Here is a 21,462-nt window from a genome sequence, read left to right as displayed (position 1 = left end):
CGTTTTTTCATTGTTTGATCCAAGCAACCCCATACGCGTCGAGTTCAATCGTCTCGACGGGCTCACCTGTGAATAGATTCGTTCCGTTCACTTTTAAGGTGACCGGTTCATTGCTGACGTTCGTATGCAGCAAGAGTGTCTCGCCTTCGGCTTTCCGTTCGACCGTGAACACACGCTGATTTGACGTCGTGTCGATTCGCTGCGTCGCATACGGCGAGAACGCCGGATGTGTCCGTTTGACGTTCAACTGGCTGACGATTCCGGAGAACACTTGCAATCGATACGGGTCCGTCTTCAGCTCTTGGATGAGTGCGTCATGGTCGATTGGTGTCTCGACACCAAGCAGTGTCCGGTAATCGATGGCCGGGATACCTTGTAGCGAGAACAAGATGCTGTGGGCAGCGAGAATCATCTCAACGCTCGGCTCGATCAAGTTCTTCTCAAACGGGTCTCGCTCTGCCATCGATAAGAAATTGAAGTACGTCTTGCCATCTTCCGGTGCCTCGATCCGGTTCGCCCAGTCAGACAGTTTTTTGGCATTGCCTTGCGCGAAGGCGAGCATCGTGTGCGATGCGAGGTCGAAGTGACAGATGGCGTCAGCGACGCTCATATATGATCCGAGCTCTGACACGTCCCCCTCGTATGCGAGAATCAACTGCCCGTGCGGTTTATAGTGATGCAGTACCGTGTGCCACACTTTGATGACGCGTTGGATGCTCTCCTCCGGCATACCGCGGAACGACTGGACGTGGACGCGCAATTTCGTCGCGCCTTGGGCGAGCCGCTCGACAAAAGCGTCCGTCTCCTCGAGCAGATTAAACTGCATTTCGTTATACACGTCAGGATCCGTGTCATACATGAGCTCGAACTCATGTTTGAAGCGTCCGAGGTCCTCATATAATCGAATACGCGGGTTGACGGCCGTATCGGTCGGTTTCGCCGAGTATGGGAACAACGAGACGAGATACAAGTCGCTGATGGACGCTTGGACGTGTTGCTTCAACAAGTCATGTAGTGCGTCTAAGTCAGGGCTCCCGGCCGTCGTGACGGCGTTCGAATCGATCATAAGCACGCCCGTCTTCTCACTCAACTCCTCCCCATCATGCCAATGATGATTGTCCCACTTCATAAATAGTTCCTGCCATTCTTCTATCGTATGGTCGTCCTCTAATTGATTGATGATCGGTTCAACAGTTTCCCAAAGCATATCATCCCTCCTCAGTGTCTCTTTATCAGTCCCACCGAACCAAGATTTTCAAACGCAAAAAAAAGCCGTCCCGTAAGGAACGACTCAGTTCATCAAGCGTTGCAACTCAGCTTGGACGTCGGCGAGCGAGGCCGCATCCGGATTCCAGTAATAGATGCCGTCCGACTCGAGACCGCCCGCCCCTTCGATGCGGAGCGTGCTGGCGTTGCGGAACGCCTTCATATAGTCCGTCGACAGCGCCACGAGCTCGTTGAACTCGATGTTCGTCTTGGCGCGGTTGCCGGCGACGTCGAGCAATTTTGTCACTTTGTCGACCGAGAAGTCGGAACGTCCCTTCTCGACGATGGCCGCGACGACGGCGCGTTGCCGTTCTTGACGACCGAAGTCTCCGTTCGGATCTTCGTAACGCATGCGGGCATATGACAACGCCGAAGCCCCGTTCAAATCGACCTGTCCGACCGGATAGGTGTAGCCGTCCGACGAGAACGCGAAGTCGTTCGTCACCGTGATGCCGCCGAGCGCATCGACGACCTCGGTGAACGCCTCCATGTCCGCCTCGACGACGTAATCGATCGGTATATCCAAAAGCGCTTCCACCGAATCCATCGCCATCTCGGCCCCACCGAACGCGTAGGCGTGGTTGATTTTATCGTTTATGCCTTTCCCGACGATTTCCGTCTTCGTATCGCGTGGGATGCTGAGCATCGCCCCTTCGTCTGTCGTCGGGTTGAGTGTCATGACGATGATCGAATCACTGCGCCCCTGCTCTCCGTCGCGGCGGTCAATTCCGAGCAGTAACACCGACACCGATTCCTTCTGTTCGATCGTCTCGACTTGTTTCCGTTCTTCACTGATCTCCAGATTCTCATTCACTTTCGTCACCGTCTCGTTGACGTCACGGTACATCGACCAGACGAACAGTCCCCCGGCGACGAGGAAAACCGTTAATACGCCGAGCGTGATCGCCAACACCTTTTTCCATTGTGACTTTTTCTTATGTCTCGCCATATGTGCACCTGCTTTCACCGTCGTTAGATATGGATATAATTCCCGCTTCACGTGTTGTATTATAGCACGTTGTAAAAAAATGCTAACTATTTATTTTGGATTTTTACGGAAAGTGGGTCTTATAACGGCTGCGTCGCATATGGTCAGGCCAAGCCGCATTGATTTCGGCACCAAGCAGCATCGTCGCCGCCGTCAAGTAGAGCCAAATCTGAAGCAAGATGACGACACCGATCGTCCCGTACGTCTCGCCGAACATCGAAAACTGGTCGACGTAGACACTGTAGCCCGTCGACAGCATCTGCCAGGAAATGACGGCAAAGACGGCGCCCGGAAGCGTCTCGATGAAGGTTACGCGTTGTTGCGGGGCAATTTTATAGAAGAGCGAGAAGGCGAAAATCAGGATGACGGTCGATACCGTATACCGGGTGAGCGTCGCCAGCCGGTCGAAGTCTTCAAGATGTGGGAACCATGTGTACATGAGCTCGACGAATTCGCGGCCGAAAATATGGAACACGATCAAGATGACGGCACCGATGCTGAAGGCGATGAGCGTTAATAAACCGATCAAACGACGGACGACATAGCTCCGGGCCTCCGTCTCGCCGTAGGCGAACACGGTCAGCTTGACGAGGCGGGCCGTCCCGTTCGACGCTGACCAGACGGCGATGACGGCCCCGACCGAGACGACGCCTGCGTTAATGTTGCCACTGACGTCATAGACGATCGACAGCATGTCACGCACGCTCGAACCCGGGATGAGAATCTCGATCTGTTCGATCAACAAGGCGTCGTCAATCCCAAGCCACGCCATGACAGTAAACAAAAGAACGAACGTTGGGAAGATGGCGAGAAACCAAAAGAACGCGAGCGTCGCGCTGTAGTCGTTAATATGATGGTCCTTGAACCGATGGCGGACGTCGATGACGAGACGGAACAGGCGATCGAGCACACGCGTCACTCCTTTTCTTCTCATTATGCCATAAAACAAATCGCCCCATCCTTGTTGGATGAGGCGAATCGTCACTGTTCCATCAATTGTCCGAGATACGACTTCACGTCTTCGAGTGACGTCGCGTCTGGGTTCCAGTAATAGATGCCGTCGCTCGCTTTCCCGCCTGACCCTTCAAGACGAAGGACGTCCTGGTTTTTGAAAGCGGCCATATAGTTGCTCGAAAGCGTCCGGATATCTTTGAACGTCATGTTTGTCTTGGCGTTATTGCCGAGCACGTCGAGCATGTTGTTGAACTTCGAGATTGAAATCTCGTCTTTGCCTTTGTTGACGAGCGCCGTGATGACGTCACGTTGGCGCTCTTGGCGACCAAAGTCCCCGTTCGGGTCATCATAACGCATACGCGTGTAAGCGAGCGCCTCCGAGCCATTTAGTGAGAGCGCGCCCGGTTCGAACGTGTGCTCCCCTGACGTGAACGCCAAGTTGTTCGTCACGTTGACGCCACCGAGCAAGTCGACCGTGTCTTGGAAGCCTTTCATATCCACCTCGGCCACGTAGTCGATCGGGATATCGAGCAAGTTCTCGACCGTGTCGAGTGCCATCTCGGCCCCACCGAACGCGTAAGCGTGGTTGATTTTATCCGACGTCCCTTTGCCGATAATCTCCGTCTTCGTATCACGCGGGATGCTGAGCATCGCGCTTTGATCCGTGTTCGGGTTGAGCGTCATGACGATAATCGAGTCGCTGCGACCTTGCTCGTCGGCACGACGGTCGACACCGAGAAGAAGAACCGAAATCGGTTTTTTGTCATTGATTGTCTCCGGTTGCATGCGCTCCGGGCTGAGGCCTGTCGACTCGTTCAATCGCTCGACAGTCGAATCGACTTGATTATATAGATAGGCAGCTGCACCGGCTCCGATGAGCAGGAACAACCCTACGACGAGTCCCGCAATTTTTACGATCCGTTTCGCTGGGGAACTCTTTTTCCGACGTTTTTTCACTCGCTTCTTCTGCTCTTCCATGACTTAACACCTTTCGTAAACCATTTTTATGAAAAATACCAATTTTTATTTTAGCATGTAACTGTCTTTTATACCGTTATTTTTATAAAAAAAGGGAAATTGATGCAACAAATTGGTACACGTACATTCGTTGTTACTTATCGGTCTTTTCTGACGAATCATTGAGTGTTTTCTCGGTATTATTTTTTGTGACTTCTTCACATTCAACAGATTCAACCATGACCATGACCGACTGGTACGTATAAAGACCTATTTCTCAATCATCATACATCCGAAATCATGTCAATTTTTTGTCGAATCCGCTGTTTCATAGGTATGTTTCCTTATATTTAAACGCCTCATGAGACAAAGGCATGAATTTTTGTAATAATTGGTTTATCCATAATTAATTACACATATAAATCCATTAATTGGTTGGAAAGGGGTCGTCAGATGCGCTACATCGTCACTTGTTTTTTAGAGAAAGAAGAACCTTGTGTGTTTACGGTGTATGGAGAATCCATCCATGAAGCTGCGTTCACGTTCGAGAGAACGTTAAACGAGGCGAGCCCGCTCAATGACTACGTCGAATTAAGTGAGGGCAAGAAAGTGAAGGTCGGATCGATCCTCGCCTACCGCATCGATGAAGTGAAGCCGCTCTTTTGAATTCCATCCATTTCGGGTAACCCTTATAAGGAAACCAAATCAACGAACGGGGTGAACCGATATGGAATTAGGGATGATCGGACTTGGAAAGATGGGGTTGAACTTGGCGCTCAATCTGACGGACAGTGGCCACCGTGTCCTCGGCTACGACCCGGGCAACGTGTCGACGAGCCAGTTCGAGACGAAGCAATCTCTCAAAGAAGTCGTCGAAGGACTCAAAGCCCCACGCGTCTTCTGGGTGATGGTGCCGGCGGGCGACGTGACGGAGCACGTTTTGAACGACCTACATGCACTCTTGTCACCGGGGGATATCGTCATCGATGGCGGCAACTCGAATTATAAAGAATCGATGCGACGGGCCGAGCACTTCAAAGACAAACTCATCTACTTCTTTGACGTCGGGACGAGTGGCGGTATGGAAGGGGCGCGTCACGGCGCCTGTACGATGATAGGTGGGGATTTGGAGGCGTTCGGCAAAATCGAGGAGTTGTTCCACGACGTGTCGACGGACAACGGCTATTTATACGCCGGTCCGAGTGGCAGTGGCCATTTCTTGAAGATGATCCATAACGGCATCGAATACGGCATGATGCAGGCAATCGCCGAAGGGTTCGAGATTCTTGAGAAGAGCCCGTTCGACTATGATCACGAGCAAGTCGCCCGTGTCTGGAACCACGGCTCGGTCGTCCGCTCTTGGCTGATGGAGTTGACCGAGAGCGCGTTCCATAAGGATGCGAAACTCGACGAAATCAAAGGAGTCATGCACGCGTCGGGTGAAGGCAAATGGACGGTCGAGACGGCGCTCGAATACGGCGTGCCGGCTCCAGTCATCGCGATGTCGCTCATGATGCGGCAACGCTCGCTCGAAGAAGACACGTTCTCCGGGAAAGTCGTCGCCGCGCTCCGGAATGAGTTCGGCGGGCATGCGGTGGAGAAGAAATGATCAAAGCCCACTAACAATCCTCCCGAATTTTTGAGAATCTTTTAAAGACGCCTAAGAGCGTCTTTTATTGTGCACTAAGATATCAGTCAACTATTCGACTGATATCTTTCTGTTTTTTGCATAATATTTGCTAGCGTGACAATTCTCTCTTTTTTTACGTTTTACATAAAACGTGACTACGAATGGAACGCGCATCGATTAGCTTCTTAAATATACTAGAATCTGTAAAATTCTATCCCGTAAGGTTAGCTTATGATGAAAGGAGCACAATATCTTGTGATAAACAAGGAGTGGAAAACATGTTGAAACTTCGTGAGTATCCGGTAAGCGTCTCGAAAAACCTGCACAAAGCCACAAGAGAGACTATTTTTCGCAAGCAGACGAACGATTGGCGAGATGTCGATTACACGTTCAATCGAATCGCCGATCAAGCGCTCCGCATCAGCGAACAAGACCCTCGCTTCCAATTCGAAGGAGATACGATGCTCTATGGACCAATGACCATACTCAAATTAACGCGTACGTTCCCGGATGGTGAAGCCATCTCGTTTAAAATGATGTACCAGCAAGAAGTAGACGAGGCTCATTTTGTCGTTCAAGTCCTAGATCAAGGAATCCGTTTGAAAACAGCCTGGTTTCCGCCTGGCTTATTGGCGGTCGTACCGCTTTGTCAGGAAAGTGTCCTCGAGTTCGAGCCTTGCTTAATCAACGAGCACTTTGTCGAGCACATCATCGAGTACATGATTCAACAGAAAAATTGGATGGAAGCACGAATCAAACTGTACGGAGAACCTTCATATCCAGGCGACGTTAGCCCGTTCTTCGACGAATAAACATCAAAAAAAGTGACGGTTTCTCCCGTCACTTTTTTTGATGTGATTGGTGCGTAGACTTCACTCCATCACGTTGCCTTCAGCCGGGATCGGCGTCTGCTTCAACATGTTCGCGAAATGGTACAAGTTATACGCCATGACGCGCCCGTTCTTTTTCGTGAAGGCATTATCGCGGCCGGCATCGATATACGAGTCGCCCGGTCCGGCCTCACCGACCCAATACGCGTCGACGTTCGGCGGAACGGTGAAGCCGATGTGGGAAAGTCCGTATAAGATCGAAGCACAGGCGTGTTTGGCTCCGTCCTCATTCCCCGTCACGACGACACCGCCGACTTTGTTGTAATAGATGGCCTGGCCTTTGTCGTTCGTCAAGGCGCTTCCCCCATAAAGCCGCTCGATGACTTGCGTGGCCACGCTGCTCTTCTCGCCTAGCCAAAGCGGTGTCCCGATGATGAGGATGTCGGCCGCCTTCACCTTCTCAAAAATCTGCGGCCACGCATCCCCGTCCCCTTCGTCCTCGGTCACGCCGAACGCGACGTTGTAGTCGACGACACGGACAATCTCCGAGTCGACCCCGAGCTGATCAAAGTGTGGGATGATGTCCTTCATCAATCCTTCCGTATGCGAGGTCGTGTCCCCGCCTTTCAATGAACAGTTCAAGAATAACGCTCTCATCGAATCCCTCCTTCATATAGACAGTTAGATGTTCCCGTCACGCGGAAAGATTAATCTCATCGACATGTCTATTGCTTCATGGGAAAATTAGGATACTCGAGTTCAAGGAGGCTCATCCATGACACGCTTTATCCATATCGCGGATTTGCATCACGCGAGACATACCGGGAACGCCATCACGGCCGAACGAACAAGTTTTGCTATCCAAGCCGAAAAGCTCGCTCAACTCACCGAGGTCATTCGTCATGACAACATCAAGGCGGTGCTCATCGCTGGGGATATCGAAGTGAGCGACCCGAAAGATTTCATCCCGTATTTGCAGACGTGGACCACGCTCGGTGCGACCGTCTACCTCGTCTTCGGAGACCATGACGTCGACCGTCTTGCCTACCAGGCTTGTTGGAGTCAGATTGAGCATGTTCATGTGTTCCTTCACCCTGGTTATATCTTCGACCCAACACTTGGTGCCGGCATATACGGACTCAGTTGCGAGACGAATCAGACCGGTTTGAAAGAAAAGATCGCCAGAACGCCAGTACGAGCTGATTCGTATCCAAACATCTTCCTTAGTCACGGTGACCGGAAACGGTTCCCCGCATCCGTGGTCGACCGGCTCGGATTCAGCTATTACGCCCTCGGTCATCATCATCGTTATGAAGTGATTCGTCGTGGCGGTGCCGACCTCGTCTATCCTGGTCACATCTTCTCCGTTTGGGACGGATGCGGCAAGGCGTGGTCGACCGGCTATGTCATCGGTGAGGTCACCTCGTCTGGGATCACACATGTTTTCCACGCGTTTGAAGGACCCGAGACACGACGGCTCAGTTTCAATCCGTTCATCCGGGACGGGTCGCGCATCTTGCTCACGCGTGACAATCTCGATGGCCCTCCGGAGCAATGGATTGAAGAGGACGACACGCTGTTGCGCGAATTCGTCCGCTCCACATTAGCCGATTATCTCGATGATTATTTCGTCACGCCAAGTCGGTCAAACGGTTTTCCGACGCGCCGTCTGTCGATGACCGCACGCACGTTATTAGAAGACAGTACGCGATTCGAAGAGTTTTACATTCGCAGTTTCAAAGTGACGAAGACGACACAGTAATAGACGGGTGACCGCGGTCATTTATCCTTCAAGCACTCATCCAATCGTCATAAAAAAACCAGCCGTCCTCTCACTTTCGAGAAGACGGCTGGTTGTTTTGAAGCAATTATGCCGAACGGTCATTGAGCCATTCCCCGACGCGGCGGAACGTGTCCGTCCGTGGCGATCGTTCGCTGCGACTGAACGTATGATAGTCAATTTCAGACACGTATCGGATTAACCGGATCAATGAGAATGCGAAGGCGATCGTACAGCCGATGGCAAAGCTAAGTCCATAACTATCTGGGCCAAGCGGCAATAATAACACAGTCAGTCCGGCATTGAGCGTGATGAACAGGGCCGAGGTATACGCCGCCCCACGATGGTCCTCAAAATACAGCAACACGAGCGTGAGGACAAGCACCATCGCGTTCGAGAACGCGCCAATGGTCGTCATTTGAAAGACGTTCCGAATCTCAGGTGATAGCCCGAGAAGTGGAAATAACACTCCGGCAAACATGATGAAGAGGAGCGAGACGAGACCTTGGTTTCGGAAGAGACGTTGAAGCTCTTGTCGTAAAACGAGCAGCATCGCCGCCTTCGCGCGTTGAATCTGTTGATACGTCCCCCCTTCGTTCACGTAGCCGTAAAACACGCGATACCGCTCATAGAACCGGGTCTCGACGGAGACGACGAAAATCGTCATCGTCGGGATAATCGTCAAGTAGGACAAGAAGATGGCCGTATCATAAATCGGATGATAGCGGAACGTGTCGAGATGGACACTCCCCCCTTCGGAGAACCAAATGATCCACGTCCCGACCCAAATCCCGATGTTGTACAGAAAGCTCGTCCAAAAGAGGGCCGGATAGCGGTCGAAGTAGCGATAAAACGAGAACTGCCCCACTGTGCTTCGATTCGGGAACGTCAAGAGCATCGACATGAACAAGCCGAACAACGTGACGATCAGACCGAGCGTCATACTCGCGGTCAACGCAAAACTCTTCATATCGGACGTCGTCACATACGGCATCAACCACTGATCGGTCATGAGGATGGCGACGACCGCGACGGCCCCGCCCGCCACAAAGCTATACGCCACCGCCTGATAGAACTTGGCCGCACTCAAAAAGAGGAAGTGGACCCAAATCAAATTGACGGTCATGAACAAGACGAAGGCTAACGCGTTCAATAATGCCGGGAGCTCGGAGAACGATAAAAAGAGGGCGAATAAGACGGAGGCGATGGCGACCGTCGTCTTCATCATTCCGATATAGACCGGAAAGATGTCCTCATAGCGCTTCTCATAAAAACAGTCCGCCAAGTAGCGTGTGACGACGAGCTGCTGCACACCGAGTACGACTTGCGAAAAGATGAAGCTGTAGGAGACGATTAAATTGAACGTCGTCCGCTCCTCGAGTGTGGCAATCGAGAGATAGCTCGTCAGCCACTGCATGAGCGCAATCGTGACGATGACAATCAGCCACGGCCCCGAGGTGACGAATCCGGCAAACGTGTACGCCTTGATGCGGGAGGAGAAATAGTCTTCCTGGAACAACTGTTGTAATTTAAAGCCGATACCCGCCATGTGCCGCGCTCCTTTCTTCATATAGATTGACATACGCCTCGATGAACTGGTCGGTGCGATAATAGGTCTCGACCCGTTGCTGACCGTTTCGCCCGAGTTTTCGTGCGTCATCCTTTTTTTGATAAAACCAAACGCACCGCTCGGCAATCCGACGTGGATTGACCGGAGGGACGACGAACCCGGCCGGTCCGAACGGTTCGTCCGGACGGCCGTTCACGAGCTCCGCGCATGCCCCGACGTCTGTTACGATCCAAGGGACGCCGGCAGCCATTCCTTCCAATACCGCAAGCGGTTGTCCCTCTGAGATACTCGTCAACAGACAGACATCAAATCGTGGCAAGTGTTGACGAATATCGACTTTCCCGACCAAGAAGACATGTTGCTCGAGCTCGAGTTGCCGGATGAGCGTCTGACATTCTGCCGCATATTCGCGGTCCTCGTCGAGTGGTCCCATGATCGTCAACTCGAACGGGACGAGCATGTCCTGAAGCAGCTTCGCGGCATAAATCATCGTCTTAATGTCCTTGATCGGGACGACGCGGACGATGGCACCGATTCGGAGCTTGTCATCACCTTCGATGTGACCGAGTGCCGAGAGTCCGGTCACATCAATCCCATTCGGAATGATGCTCAACTTCTCGGTCGGCGCACCGAGCTGACGTTGCAGCTCACTGTTTCGTTCAAACAACGTGATCACCTCATCGGCCTTGCGATAAGCCTCGCGTGACAAGTGATGGAAAAATTGAATCCAGTGTGTCCGGAACTCCGCAGGAATCCACGACGCCTGTAACAGTTCTTCCTCCCGCTCACGTGAATAGATGCCATGCTCTGTGAGGAAGAACGGAATCTCCTGCCGTTCTTTCATCGCGCTCGCAATCAAACCGGCGTAACCCGTCGATGCGGCGTGAACGACGTCGACGCGGGGCAACTCCGCCTGCAACAAATCAAGGACGGGCGCATACATGCTGCGCCACATCCAAAAGTAATTAATGAACGACCCGGCTTGGCCTTCTTCTTGATAGTTCTCTGTGACGAGCTGATAAAACAGACGACTCGAGAAAAATTGTTCGGGCGTCCCGATTCCTTGTTCGAGCAACGGATAAATCGAGGACTCGACGTGGCCGAACGTCATCCACGTTTTAATCCGTTCGCGCTCTTCCGGCGTCAAGTCGGGCATCCGTCGCTTACGCTTTGACCGTTGATTGAGGGCGAGTGTCGTCACGCCTGTGACATTCTCCGGTAACGTGTACCGGTAGTCCGCCTCTGACTTCGGATTCGGCATAATCGAGATAATCTCGAACTCATGCATCGGCATCTGTTGCATCAACATGTGAACCCAGCTCGAGACGCCTCCACTGACATATGGATAACTTCCTTCGACTACAATTCCTATTTTCATGGGCGACCCTCCAAAATCGGGAGACGGACCGACGTGTCTCTCAATTGAACCTGATATAGTGTCCCGCTCTCATCGAACGCTTGCACGTCGCCAAAGTCGAACGAGCCTGTGGCAAGATGCTTGTCTGACTCAAGTCGAACGAGCACAGTCGATGGCACAATCAGTTGTTGCGCGTTGATCTCAATCGCGTCTTCCGTATACGCGACGTCGATTTGAGCATCTTGATACAGTTCATACTTCCGATATGCGTCGTATTGCGTCAATCCCTCCAGGTGTGGATACGTCCCCTGAAGCGTTTCGAACAAACCACCGAACGACTCCTTCATCGTCCCCCATCCTTTTCCTTTCGAGCGATACTCATCCAAGACATCATCCGGATGAATGAAATGTGAGACGAGTCCAAAGTTGGCGACGGCGTCAACGACGACGAACAAGTCATCCGGCGTCTCGTTATACCCACTCGACACACGGGGGAAATCATAGAGATTCGGATAATTCGGGTCAGGTCCGAACTCCTGGATATAACTCCCTTTTGAAGCGTCCCCGCTATACAGCCCAGCGACAATCAAACCGTTTGGAAACTTGTCATTCAATACTTGAAGACCCGAGTCGCCAATAATGTTCGAGGGTGGGACATAACTGCGAATCGACTCATTCGGCAAATAATATTCAAACGTCTCGACGACACGGTCGACCGCGGAGCGCATCGCCGCTTGGCTGTCCCATCTCGTGTAACCGAGTTCGGGGTCCATGATCTCATCACCCATGACGAGTGGTTGGTGGTTGAAGCCGTGCAATCCGACTTCTCCGTTCGTCTGAATGAGCCCGCGGCCGTACTCGAGCATCGGCGCCCGCACTTTGTCGATGAGCTGTTCGGCCGTCTCTTCATTCGTCGCTTTGTAACTCCCAATCAAAAAGCCGGAGTAGACGACATCAAAGTCTTCCCCGATTTGCTTCATGTCCTTCCACCATACTTCCGAGAAAAACTCTTTGATCGACAAATCGTACTCTTCTGTGATGACCGGATGTGAATTGTTCGGGACCGGTGCCGGGAAGTCATCGAGATGCACGACTTTAATGCCGGCCTGTGGCATGACGAACGCAGGAAACATCATGGATAGTGACTGTACGATAAGCCCTCGTGAGTTCTTGTCGGTCAACGAGGTCGTATTCCAAAACATGACCTCTCCTTGTCCGTACGGGGCTTTCCATAAAATCGGCTCATCCTTTGCCGAAATGAAGACGTCGGCCTCGGCCTTCAAGTCGACGTCCGCGATACTATGGATGAACAACTCAGAGTCTTGCGGCAAGTCGACATACCCTGGGAACAACTCTCGTTCGAACGTCAACCCGTTAATCCCATCCTTAAAATCGCCAAAGTCACGGACGCCGACGAGATCGGACCACGACTGGTCGATGAAACGACCCGCGACATAGAGCCGTCCGCCGCGCTCGACGAACGAGCGAATCGTCTCATATGGCCACGCTTCCGTGTTTTCCCCACTGACGATGAGGACGTGTTGTGGCGATGGCTCAATCGACGCGATGTCATCCACCGCAATCGACTCATAGGCCAATTTCGCATAGTCTAGCGCATACTTCACATTCGTCAAGATGGAAGTGGACAACTCGTCCTCGTTCTCATGGATGTAGATGTTTACCGGTTCTCCCTCTAATTTGCTCGCCTCTCCCGCAAGCGTCGTAAAGGATTTTGGCTCATGTGATTCTTTCGGGATGAGTCGATGCCCATAGTCGAGTCGGATGAACTGGACGACGACAATCAGAGCGATCAACAGCGAAAATAAGGAAACGATATAAGTCGTAATCGATTTATTCATGGATGGCACCTTCTAACTGTTGGATGACAAAGCGATAATCTTCAGGCACGTCTTGCATACTAATGTTTTGACGCAGCCAATCGAGCGTCGGACGTAACGAGGCCCAATCCCCGTTCGTCATATGATGCTCGATTAACATGATGTACCCATCAGCTACCTGAGGATGATGTAGCGTGAGCGCCTCTGCAAGTCGTACGCCCGTCTCAAACGCACCAGACCGAAAGGACAGACGGGCTTTCGTCCGTAAATACATCAAATCAGTCTCATCCTGCTCACCGAGCTGATCTAAATGTGTCATGACGAGCGACTCAATTCGATGTTGCATATCTTGGTCCAACAAACCACTGTCTAGAAACGACATGCCCGTCTCGATGACAGGGTAAATTGTCTCCGGTCGTTCCTCGTTCACTTGCGCCACGCGTTGTTTTAACAGCAACTCGTATCGGTCGAATAACGTGTTTCTGACCGTTGCCGCGTAGTGGACCGTTTCGGTGTCTTCGTGCTCAAGACCGAGGGTTAAGTATTCTTCCGTATTTGACAACGGTGTCGACATGAGTTGTGTGATGGACTGCTTTCGTTTCTTCCCATCCATCTGTAAGCCTTCTGTCAACGGGACAAGATCAAGGTCTTCTTTCGCTTGTTGTTGCAACCGCTCGAGGTTGACCGCTTCAAAGGTGATGTATTCATCGTAGTCGAGAAGCGTCTTCGAAGAGGCGAAACGACGTGAGATGCCATAGGCCACGATGCCGAACAGCTCGCCGATAATCGGGATGACGGCACTGAGAAGAAAAATGGAGAGCCAAATCCCTCGTTGCTCGCCTTCCGTTCTCGGGAGGACAACGAGCCGATAAACGATGATTAACAGAATGGCGTGAAGCACAAACAACGCAACTAACAGCCATCCGGTCATAAACGTTTCCCCCCTTTCACATAGAACACATGCTCAATCCGCTCTTTGAACCGCTCCGCGGATTCGACCGGTGTGCCGGGAAGGAGGAAGTGAAGCATCTGCTCATCCTCGTCATAGCCGATGATATCGATTTCACGCATGGACTGCCTTAAAATCAACTCCATCTCAATCAACGTCAAGTCGACCCCTTCCACAGAGAGCCTGACCGTACTATACGGTTGTCCGTATTGCTCATGGCGAAGCACTTGTTGCGCCACTTTTTGTTCGAAGGCGTCCATTCTGAACATGCGTGTCCCATCCACGAGTTGATCGCTCACGAGCAACCATTCGAGCGCATCCGCTTTCTCAATCCGTGTCCCCGCCCAGTCCAATACGAGCTTCATCATATTCATTTCATGGCTGCGCAGGCGGAGGATGTCCACCTCGTGGACGATCAGTACTTCTTTCACATCACCGTCGTAACAGACCGGCGCGACGAGAAGCGGTCCTTCTAATTCGTCTGCCAAACGTAGAGTCGGTCGTTTCGTTTGAAACATTCGCTGAAACATCCCTGCGTCCGAATCGATGAACAACGTCTGGGGCAGACGGTCGACGTCGCCTGAACGGACGTGAAGGCGAAGCGTCCGGCGTGACGTGTCCACGTGATACAGACCAATTTGTCGGGCTTTAAAGACACGCGTGAACGTCCCGATCAAATGGTCACGCACTAAGCCGGTCACATCTTGATCTAAATGGAGGCCGACCTCATAGATTTTTGACAATGTATACGTCGAGTCGAGCACGCGTTTCCTCATCTCGTTTTGCGATTCTTGAAGCTTTTGAACCGTCTGCTTCAGTTGCGCGTTCTCATCGACGACTTCTTCTTGGCGAATGTGCAACGACTGGTAACGCTCGCGATATGAGGTACTGAAAATACCCGCGCTCAACGCCACGAAGAAGTGAAGCAGAATCCAAGCCAACTCTTTCGAGTCATAGAGAAACAACAGGAGGTCTGCGCCTTCCATCAACAAAAATGAAAAATGATACAGACTCGTTAACGTGAAACTGACGAACGCACCGAGCAACCCATATCGCAATGAAAAGAGAAGAATATAAAAAATAAGCGGGTCGATTGCCCATTCAGATACCGACAAGTTAAACGTATAGTCCAATATGCCGATAAGTAAAATAGTCACAATCATTTCAATCCATTTAATCGACGTGCGATGCTGGGTATAAATCATAGTGTCACTCATTCCTTTACATGGTATTTTATAGATAGGACATCGAATTGATTGTTCGACAATACAACATATCGAGACGGGCAAACTTACTGAAAAGTAAGGGCGCAAAGACATGGGTCGTCGATCTTTTTAGATACCGATCGCCAGTCTGCACTTACCGCTCTCTGATTACAATCAGGAGGGTTTTTATGCGTATGATGTCAACAAGAAAATGGGTGTCACTCTGCTGTGCGCTCGTCCTCGGGCTAACTTTATGGTCGCCTCAACAAGCGTCCGCCCAATCGAGCAATCCACTGGCGAACGTCAAGTCGTATAAAATTTATTACGACATGCCGACCAAGGCGAAGATTAAGAAGATGCAACAATATGACATGGTCATTATCGAGCCTGTTTATTATACGGCGACTCAAATCAAAGAGTTACAGAAGTATGGGACAAAGGTGTATGGATACATCAACACGATGGAAGCGGACAACTGGAACGTCAATTTCATCAAGCAGATGAAGCAGTCTGACTTCTTTTATCGCAACGGAAAACGTGTCCACTACGCGACATGGGATTCTTATTTGGTCGACATGACCTCGACCCACTATCGTTCACTGTTACGACGTGAAGTGAACAAGCAAATTGTGGCGAAAGGTTTGGATGGTGCTTTTTTGGACACCGTCGGAAATATTGACAATGAGCATTCGGCGCACCCTGCCACGTTAAAAGCACAACGTAACGGCATGCGGACGTTCATGAAATCAATCAAAGCGCATCATCCTTCCCTTTCATTGATTCAAAACTGGGGCTTCGCCACACTACAAACGCACACATCGCCGTATGTCGATGGCATCATGTGGGAGGGGTTTAACTACCGTGTCGTATCGAAGGACCAATGGTCAAAAGACCGGATGAAAGAACTTCGCAAGCTCGACAAGACATTTGGGATTAAAACATTAACTGTTTCGTCTACACAACGATCCACGAGTGCCTCCTATGCGAAAAAGAACGGATTCATTCATTTCCATACGAATCCGACATCAAATTACAATCAATTTTAACAGTATTTATCTGATTGTATTACAAATATGGAAAATTATACAACGTGAACTCTCTACATGACAAACCCACGAGATACCTTCTTCATCGGCATCTTCGTGGGTTTTTTTACTGTTCAGTTTGTTCACACGCTATATGCTGCGCATAAAAAAACCTGCCCACGATCAGGACAGGCTACGGTCAGTCATTCGGGATTGTCACCCCGTCAAACTGCTCGTTTCGGCATAGGGTCATCGCCTGCATCGCAAGCTTATAGTCATCTTCAGGAAGAGAAATCAGCTCGGTCGGCAAGACCCATTCTTTATGGTTGTACAAGTGAATGATGAGCTTGGCGAGAACAAATTCTCGATTGTCGAACGTATTGTCATCAATGATGGTCGAGGTACGGATTGTACCAGCCTCCAGGTCCATATAAGGAAGCATTCGCTCACGAATTTGTTGATTCCCTGATATCACATACAGCGCGGCAAAATATTCTCGGTCCGTCTGACCGGGATCCGTGAGCCGTTGTGCCAATCGCTTGAACTCGTTGTAGTGGTCAGAGGACTTAAAATCAATATGGTTCATCGGTCCACCTTCTCTCTCTAAACCTCGCGTTACGCTCAGACTTATAATTTCCACCTTTTTGCAAAATGTAATCCTATTTCGTCAGATTCGGCGTAGCGAGATGGCTTCCCGCATCTTTTGGAGCGACTCTCTCCCGTCTTCCCCACGCCGCATCATGACGACGGTGAACAAGGCGTCAATCAGACTGAGCTCGGCGATTCGCGAGGCGAGCGCCTCAGACCGGAACTCGGTCTCTTGCGACACCGTATAGAGGGCGACGTCACACAGCTTCGACAGCGGTGACTTCGCATAATTCGTGATCGCAATCGTCGGGACGCCGCGCTCGTTCAACACTTTCGCCACGTCGAGCGTATCTTTCGAGGCACCCGAGTGCGAGATGAGGACGGCGACGTCGTCGTTCGTCAGTTGGGACGCCGACATGAGCTGCATGTGCGACTCCAAGTTCGCGGTGACGAACAGGCCGCTCCGGACGAACTTATGGTACGCGTCGAGCGCGATGACGGCCGAACCCCCGCTCCCGAAAAACTCGATGCGGCGAGCCGACAACAGCAGCGCGACCGATTTGTCGAGCGAGGCCGCGTCCAAGATTTGCCGGGTCGCCTCGAGTGTCTTCACGTTCGAAGTAAAAATTTTCTCGGCGATTTCATGCGGTGTGTCCTCGTTCGAGATGTCCTCATGAATGTCTTGGAGCGGCGCGACGACATCGGTGGCGAGCGCGATTTTCAGCGCCTGATAACCTTTGAAGCCGACGCGCTGACAGAAGCGGAACACGGTCGACTCGGCGACGTCGAGGTCGTCGGCGACTTGGTTGATCGTATGGTGGATGATGCGTTCGGGCTGTTTCAAGATATAGTCAGCGATGCGTTGCTCTTTCTTGCTCAGTGTCGTGTAGGCGCCACGGATGCGGGCCAGGCCGTTCATCGATTCCATGTGTCTCACCCTTTTTCTTTTTACGATACCGTTTCGAAAAAAATTCCGCAATGAAAAGAGGAACGTTTTATGAACGCTCCTCTGTTTCATCACTTGATCACTTTAATCGTTTTATCTTGCGTCTTATAACCTGACTGAGTCATGTTCACTTTAATGACCGTTCCTGGTTTTTGTTTTGGAATGGTTAAGCGATAGGCACCTTTTGTATTGACGGTACTTGGCTTACCTATGCGTTTCTTACCTACATAGGCTTGAACCGTAGCCCCACGGTTACCAGTACCCGTCACATAAGCATGAGTCGATTTCACCGTCCCGATTTTGAACGTTTTAAAAACACGTAGCACTTTCGTTTTGATTGTGCGATCAAGGTATCCGGATTGTGACATTTTTACTTGAATCTCTCTCCCGCCAGTTTGCGAAGAAATCGGCAGTTTGAATGTCCCATTGCTTCCGATTTTGATCGCCTTACTGATTGGGTTCGATCCGACGTAGACGCGCACCGTTGCCCCAGGCTTCCCTTTACCAGTCAAAACCTTGTCCATGGCAGCTGGTGCAGACACAGAGAAAGCAGGTAACGTTTTTTTAACATAAACCTTTTTTATACTAACGTCGTATATAGAATGAGGATACAATTTGACGGTTAGCAGTGTCCCTCCCGGTTGTTTTGGAATCGTGACTTTAAACGAATTGTTTACGACTTTTGTCATTTTCCCAATCCGTTGAGACCCTTTATACACCTCTACATAACCATTCGGCGCAAAGGCCCGACCACTAACAACTGTGCTGCTCGTACTGATTGAATTCACTTCCCACGAGCTGTTATACGGCATCTTCAAGCGAATTGAAATCATTTCGCTCTCTTCGCTCAACAAACCACTCGTCTCGTCAATTTTCAAGTACCCGACAATTTTGTATTTATAGTCTTTACGATAATTCAATTTTGCGTCGGTCCAAAATGGCGTTTTTACAGTCGCAACTTGATTGAACACACCATCGTCCTCTGCGCGATACACATAAAACTGATCAAAGTTTTGTCGATTCCACGAGAGCTTGACAGATGTTGACGTGATGTCTGAAGTTTGGATTCCGTCTAACTTTCTAAGAAGTGGTGACTGTGTGACCGTATTTGAAACCCCTTCCCACTCTTGATAATCAAGTACCCGTATCGGCTTCACTCGAATGTAATGCGTATCGGTTGGTGTCAGATAAATCGAATAGCTTCGCTCCGTTGTTGTATAACGTGAGAAGCTTCCAAAGTCAGGATCGTTCGAGACCTCAACGTGATAGAATGTCGTTCCAGCTGTCCCGTCCCACGATACTGTAGCATCTCCACCTTTAGAGACCACATTGAGGTTTGTCACTTCTGGCATAGGTATAAATCGCGCATACAACTCCATTGGTCTCATGACGTTTTGACTTAAGTCAATTTTCTCGGAAAACGTTGAATCTTTATACCAACCGCTAAAGAAATGGTTTTCTTTTGAAGGCTCTTGTATCCTTGATGACAGACGTTCCCCATGTGAGAACGATACAGTATCTAACCATTGCTCACCGTCCATCAGCTGAACGTCATATCGGTTTTTAGTGTAAATCGGTTTATAGATTTGATCTTTATTCATCGGTTCAAACTCAGGTGTCCAGTTTTGTAACGTGTATCCTTCTCGTTCTGGAACAATAGTCGGTTTAGCTGTTTGGCCAGGTTCGACGTATTGGACATCGATTTGAACGTTTTGATGGTTCATGAACATCGCTCGATAACGAGGCGTCACTTGTACTTGTGTGGTACCAGGTAATTCTAAAATTCGAAACGATACGGATTGATTTCCTGCATTTTCGAGGACTTTATTCTGCCACACCATACTCTCTTCTAACGGAATAGACGTTAGTTTGCCGGTATTGTTTACCAAAAGTGCTTTTCCGTTGATGAGATCGAGTTCTTCATATTGGCGATAGGTAGTCTTAGACAGATCAACTTGTTTCACTGCGATGGCATGCTGATGATTACCAGTAGGCTTGTCCATCCCTTTTAGCGTGGGGTAACTCTTTGATGGAAATTCCCAAATAGTCGGGGACAATAGAGGCATCGTTTCGGGAGTTACTGCCTCCGTTGGTGAAATAACTTGTCCAACTTGCTCTCCTTCACCAATCAATTTGGACGTTGTCAGACCATACGCGCCGTTCATGGTTCCTCCATATTTCCCTGCTAAAGCTCCTGATATATACGCTTTCACATAGCCACTGTTATAAGACTTTTCAATTTTTGAATCTTGATACGCATATCCGACGATTCCGCCTGCTGTGACTCTGGCTTGTACTTTACCCATGTTGAAACTATCTCGAATCGTCACATTGGTGATGGAGGCCCCAATCCCTCCACCTGTCGCTCCTGATAAATCGCCTTCATTATACGTTTGCTCTAAAAATAGTTGTGAGGCACTCCCGACAATCCCTCCAACATAACCTTGTACTTCAATCGGACTTCTGTTCATTCCACGACGAATGATACTGTCTTGGCTTGCTTCTCCAACAAGTCCTCCTACATACGTAGAACTTCCCTTAGCCTCAAAACTTCCGAAATTCTCCGCGTCAGCTAACGTTGACTTTGTCATATAACCGACTATCCCTCCGAAGTCACCCCAACTTCCGCTCGATGAAATCTTCCCACCATTAGAAGCATTTTCAATGGTAACGGTCGATGCGTACCCAATCACGCCACCACCTCGTTGCACTGATTTAATCGCTCCTTCATTTTCCGAGTTATACAGCTTTCCTTGGAACAGATAACCCGCGATCCCCCCTGCACTACCACCTCCAATTATTTGTCCACTGTTTGTTGCAGACTCAATCGTTGTATACGAAGCACTTCCTACTACCCCACCTATCTCGTATTTTCCAGTAATTGTCCCTCCATTGGAAACATTCAAAACGGAAGAAGGACGAAGGGATGTCCCTCTAATTTCTCCGGCAATACCACCGACTGTCGATTTAAATAACGGTTGGATTGAAACAGAAACAGAAGAATCGATTTGGATATTCTCAATCGTCACTGACTCTCCTTTTCCTAAAAGTGCACCACCATACAATTCGAGATTCATATCAGTTCCGATTGTCAATTGCGTATCCATCACTTTTAGATTTCGGAATGTCGCATTTTTCGCGTAAGCAAATAATCCGATATGTGTCATGGACTCATTATGTTCCAATTGATAATTTGAAACTGAGAAGCCATTCCCATCAAAAATACCGATAAATGGTTTGTCTCTCGTTCCAATCGGCAACTGTTCTGCACCCTTAAAATCTAAGTCCTTCATTAGTCGATAATGCCCGTTCAGTTGATTCGAGATTTTATTAAAATCCTCAACCGAATAAATGAGTTGGATGTCTGATTGTGCCTCAACACGTTGCCCCCACATTGAACACAAGAGAACAAAAATAAGGAGTAAATAATTTACCTTCTTCATAGTTTGCGCCCACTCTCTTCTAGTTATATAGTTCCATTGTAAAACCGAAAGTCCCATTTCACCTTTTATACAAAAAAATCCAAAATATCTATTGTCTCTGTCTAGCAAAATTCAATGTGCCAAATTATTGACCCGC

Annotated in this window: 18 protein-coding genes and 1 riboswitch; of the genes, 5 read left to right on the top strand and 13 right to left on the bottom strand. The window is 49.9% G+C overall.

Features of this window, described 5'->3' with window-relative positions; translation table 11 throughout:
* Nucleotides 1-7 precede the first annotated feature (7 nt).
* The 4 genes from EVJ34_RS10685 to EVJ34_RS10670 form a co-directional block, all read right to left on the bottom strand.
* Nucleotides 8-1,207 (bottom strand): alpha-amylase family glycosyl hydrolase, encoded by a 1,200-nt coding sequence (locus EVJ34_RS10685; protein ID WP_131485608.1) that lies wholly within the window; start codon nucleotides 1,205-1,207, stop codon nucleotides 8-10.
* Between the two features lie 84 nt (nucleotides 1,208-1,291).
* Nucleotides 1,292-2,215: an LCP family glycopolymer transferase gene (locus EVJ34_RS10680; protein ID WP_131485607.1), complete on the bottom strand. Its 924-nt coding sequence runs from the start codon at nucleotides 2,213-2,215 to the stop codon at nucleotides 1,292-1,294.
* Nucleotides 2,216-2,318: 103 nt separating this feature from the next.
* Nucleotides 2,319-3,164 carry a YihY/virulence factor BrkB family protein gene (locus EVJ34_RS10675; RefSeq protein ID WP_131485606.1) on the bottom strand — a complete coding sequence of 282 codons (846 nt, stop codon included), beginning with the start codon at nucleotides 3,162-3,164 and terminating at the stop codon, nucleotides 2,319-2,321.
* A gap of 71 nt (nucleotides 3,165-3,235) precedes the next feature.
* Nucleotides 3,236-4,186 (bottom strand): LCP family glycopolymer transferase, encoded by a 951-nt coding sequence (locus tag EVJ34_RS10670; protein WP_131485605.1) that lies wholly within the window; start codon nucleotides 4,184-4,186, stop codon nucleotides 3,236-3,238.
* 432 nt (nucleotides 4,187-4,618) lie between these two features.
* Between EVJ34_RS10670 and EVJ34_RS10665 the strand changes: the two genes are divergently transcribed.
* The 3 genes from EVJ34_RS10665 (at nucleotide 4,619) to EVJ34_RS10655 (ending at nucleotide 6,607) form a co-directional block, all read left to right on the top strand.
* The gene (locus EVJ34_RS10665; protein WP_131485604.1) at nucleotides 4,619-4,831 is read left to right on the top strand and encodes a hypothetical protein; all 213 of its coding nucleotides are present in this window, start codon (nucleotides 4,619-4,621) and stop codon (nucleotides 4,829-4,831) included.
* A gap of 61 nt (nucleotides 4,832-4,892) precedes the next feature.
* Nucleotides 4,893-5,774, top strand: a complete 882-nt coding sequence (gnd, locus tag EVJ34_RS10660) for a phosphogluconate dehydrogenase (NAD(+)-dependent, decarboxylating) (RefSeq protein ID WP_131485603.1) — start codon at nucleotides 4,893-4,895, stop codon at nucleotides 5,772-5,774.
* A gap of 299 nt (nucleotides 5,775-6,073) precedes the next feature.
* Nucleotides 6,074-6,607: a hypothetical protein gene (locus tag EVJ34_RS10655; protein WP_131485602.1), complete on the top strand. Its 534-nt coding sequence runs from the start codon at nucleotides 6,074-6,076 to the stop codon at nucleotides 6,605-6,607.
* A 60-nt stretch (nucleotides 6,608-6,667) separates the two neighbouring features.
* On the opposite strand, the gene EVJ34_RS10650 is transcribed toward EVJ34_RS10655, so the two are convergent.
* The gene (locus tag EVJ34_RS10650) at nucleotides 6,668-7,282 is read right to left on the bottom strand and encodes a flavodoxin family protein (RefSeq protein WP_131436221.1); all 615 of its coding nucleotides are present in this window, start codon (nucleotides 7,280-7,282) and stop codon (nucleotides 6,668-6,670) included.
* 118 nt (nucleotides 7,283-7,400) lie between these two features.
* On the opposite strand from EVJ34_RS10650, the gene EVJ34_RS10645 reads away from it, so the two are divergent.
* On the top strand, nucleotides 7,401-8,387 hold the full coding sequence (locus EVJ34_RS10645) for a metallophosphoesterase family protein (protein WP_131485601.1): 987 nt from the start codon (nucleotides 7,401-7,403) through the stop codon (nucleotides 8,385-8,387).
* A 106-nt stretch (nucleotides 8,388-8,493) separates the two neighbouring features.
* On the opposite strand, the gene pelG is transcribed toward EVJ34_RS10645, so the two are convergent.
* The 5 genes from pelG to EVJ34_RS10620 are packed head-to-tail and all read right to left on the bottom strand — an operon-like array spanning nucleotide 8,494 to nucleotide 15,324.
* Nucleotides 8,494-9,954 (bottom strand): exopolysaccharide Pel transporter PelG, encoded by a 1,461-nt coding sequence (gene pelG, locus EVJ34_RS10640; RefSeq protein ID WP_131485600.1) that lies wholly within the window; start codon nucleotides 9,952-9,954, stop codon nucleotides 8,494-8,496.
* On the bottom strand, nucleotides 9,935-11,353 hold the full coding sequence (pelF, locus tag EVJ34_RS10635) for a GT4 family glycosyltransferase PelF (protein WP_131485599.1): 1,419 nt from the start codon (nucleotides 11,351-11,353) through the stop codon (nucleotides 9,935-9,937). The genes pelG and pelF overlap by 20 nt, the downstream gene beginning before the upstream one ends.
* Nucleotides 11,350-13,191 carry a DUF2194 domain-containing protein gene (locus EVJ34_RS10630; protein ID WP_131485598.1) on the bottom strand — a complete coding sequence of 614 codons (1,842 nt, stop codon included), beginning with the start codon at nucleotides 13,189-13,191 and terminating at the stop codon, nucleotides 11,350-11,352. Before EVJ34_RS10630 ends, pelF begins: the two co-directional genes overlap by 4 nt.
* Complete coding sequence (locus EVJ34_RS10625) at nucleotides 13,184-14,101, bottom strand: hypothetical protein (RefSeq protein ID WP_131485597.1); 918 nt, start codon at nucleotides 14,099-14,101, stop codon at nucleotides 13,184-13,186. Before EVJ34_RS10625 ends, EVJ34_RS10630 begins: the two co-directional genes overlap by 8 nt.
* Nucleotides 14,098-15,324 carry a nucleotidyl cyclase domain-containing protein gene (locus EVJ34_RS10620; protein WP_131485596.1) on the bottom strand — a complete coding sequence of 409 codons (1,227 nt, stop codon included), beginning with the start codon at nucleotides 15,322-15,324 and terminating at the stop codon, nucleotides 14,098-14,100. The genes EVJ34_RS10625 and EVJ34_RS10620 overlap by 4 nt, the downstream gene beginning before the upstream one ends.
* A gap of 69 nt (nucleotides 15,325-15,393) precedes the next feature.
* Nucleotides 15,394-15,480, top strand: a riboswitch (cyclic di-GMP riboswitch).
* Between the two features lie 32 nt (nucleotides 15,481-15,512).
* Between EVJ34_RS10620 and EVJ34_RS10615 the strand changes: the two genes are divergently transcribed.
* The gene (locus tag EVJ34_RS10615) at nucleotides 15,513-16,370 is read left to right on the top strand and encodes a glycoside hydrolase family 191 protein (RefSeq protein ID WP_131485595.1); all 858 of its coding nucleotides are present in this window, start codon (nucleotides 15,513-15,515) and stop codon (nucleotides 16,368-16,370) included.
* Between the two features lie 178 nt (nucleotides 16,371-16,548).
* Here EVJ34_RS10615 and EVJ34_RS10610 read toward each other — a convergent pair whose 3' ends face one another.
* The 3 genes from EVJ34_RS10610 to EVJ34_RS10600 form a co-directional block, all read right to left on the bottom strand.
* Nucleotides 16,549-16,935 carry a hypothetical protein gene (locus EVJ34_RS10610; RefSeq protein ID WP_131485594.1) on the bottom strand — a complete coding sequence of 129 codons (387 nt, stop codon included), beginning with the start codon at nucleotides 16,933-16,935 and terminating at the stop codon, nucleotides 16,549-16,551.
* Nucleotides 16,936-17,016: 81 nt separating this feature from the next.
* Nucleotides 17,017-17,865 (bottom strand): MurR/RpiR family transcriptional regulator, encoded by an 849-nt coding sequence (locus EVJ34_RS10605; RefSeq protein WP_131485593.1) that lies wholly within the window; start codon nucleotides 17,863-17,865, stop codon nucleotides 17,017-17,019.
* An 89-nt stretch (nucleotides 17,866-17,954) separates the two neighbouring features.
* Nucleotides 17,955-21,326, bottom strand: coding sequence for an Ig-like domain-containing protein (locus EVJ34_RS10600; protein WP_161568909.1), 3,372 nt, complete (start codon nucleotides 21,324-21,326; stop codon nucleotides 17,955-17,957).
* Between the last annotated feature and the right edge of the window lie 136 nt (nucleotides 21,327-21,462).

The organism is Exiguobacterium sp. SL-9 (assembly GCF_004336985.1).
Lineage (GTDB): Bacteria > Bacillota > Bacilli > Exiguobacteriales > Exiguobacteriaceae > Exiguobacterium.
This window is presented reverse-complemented; position numbering and strand designations above follow the sequence as displayed.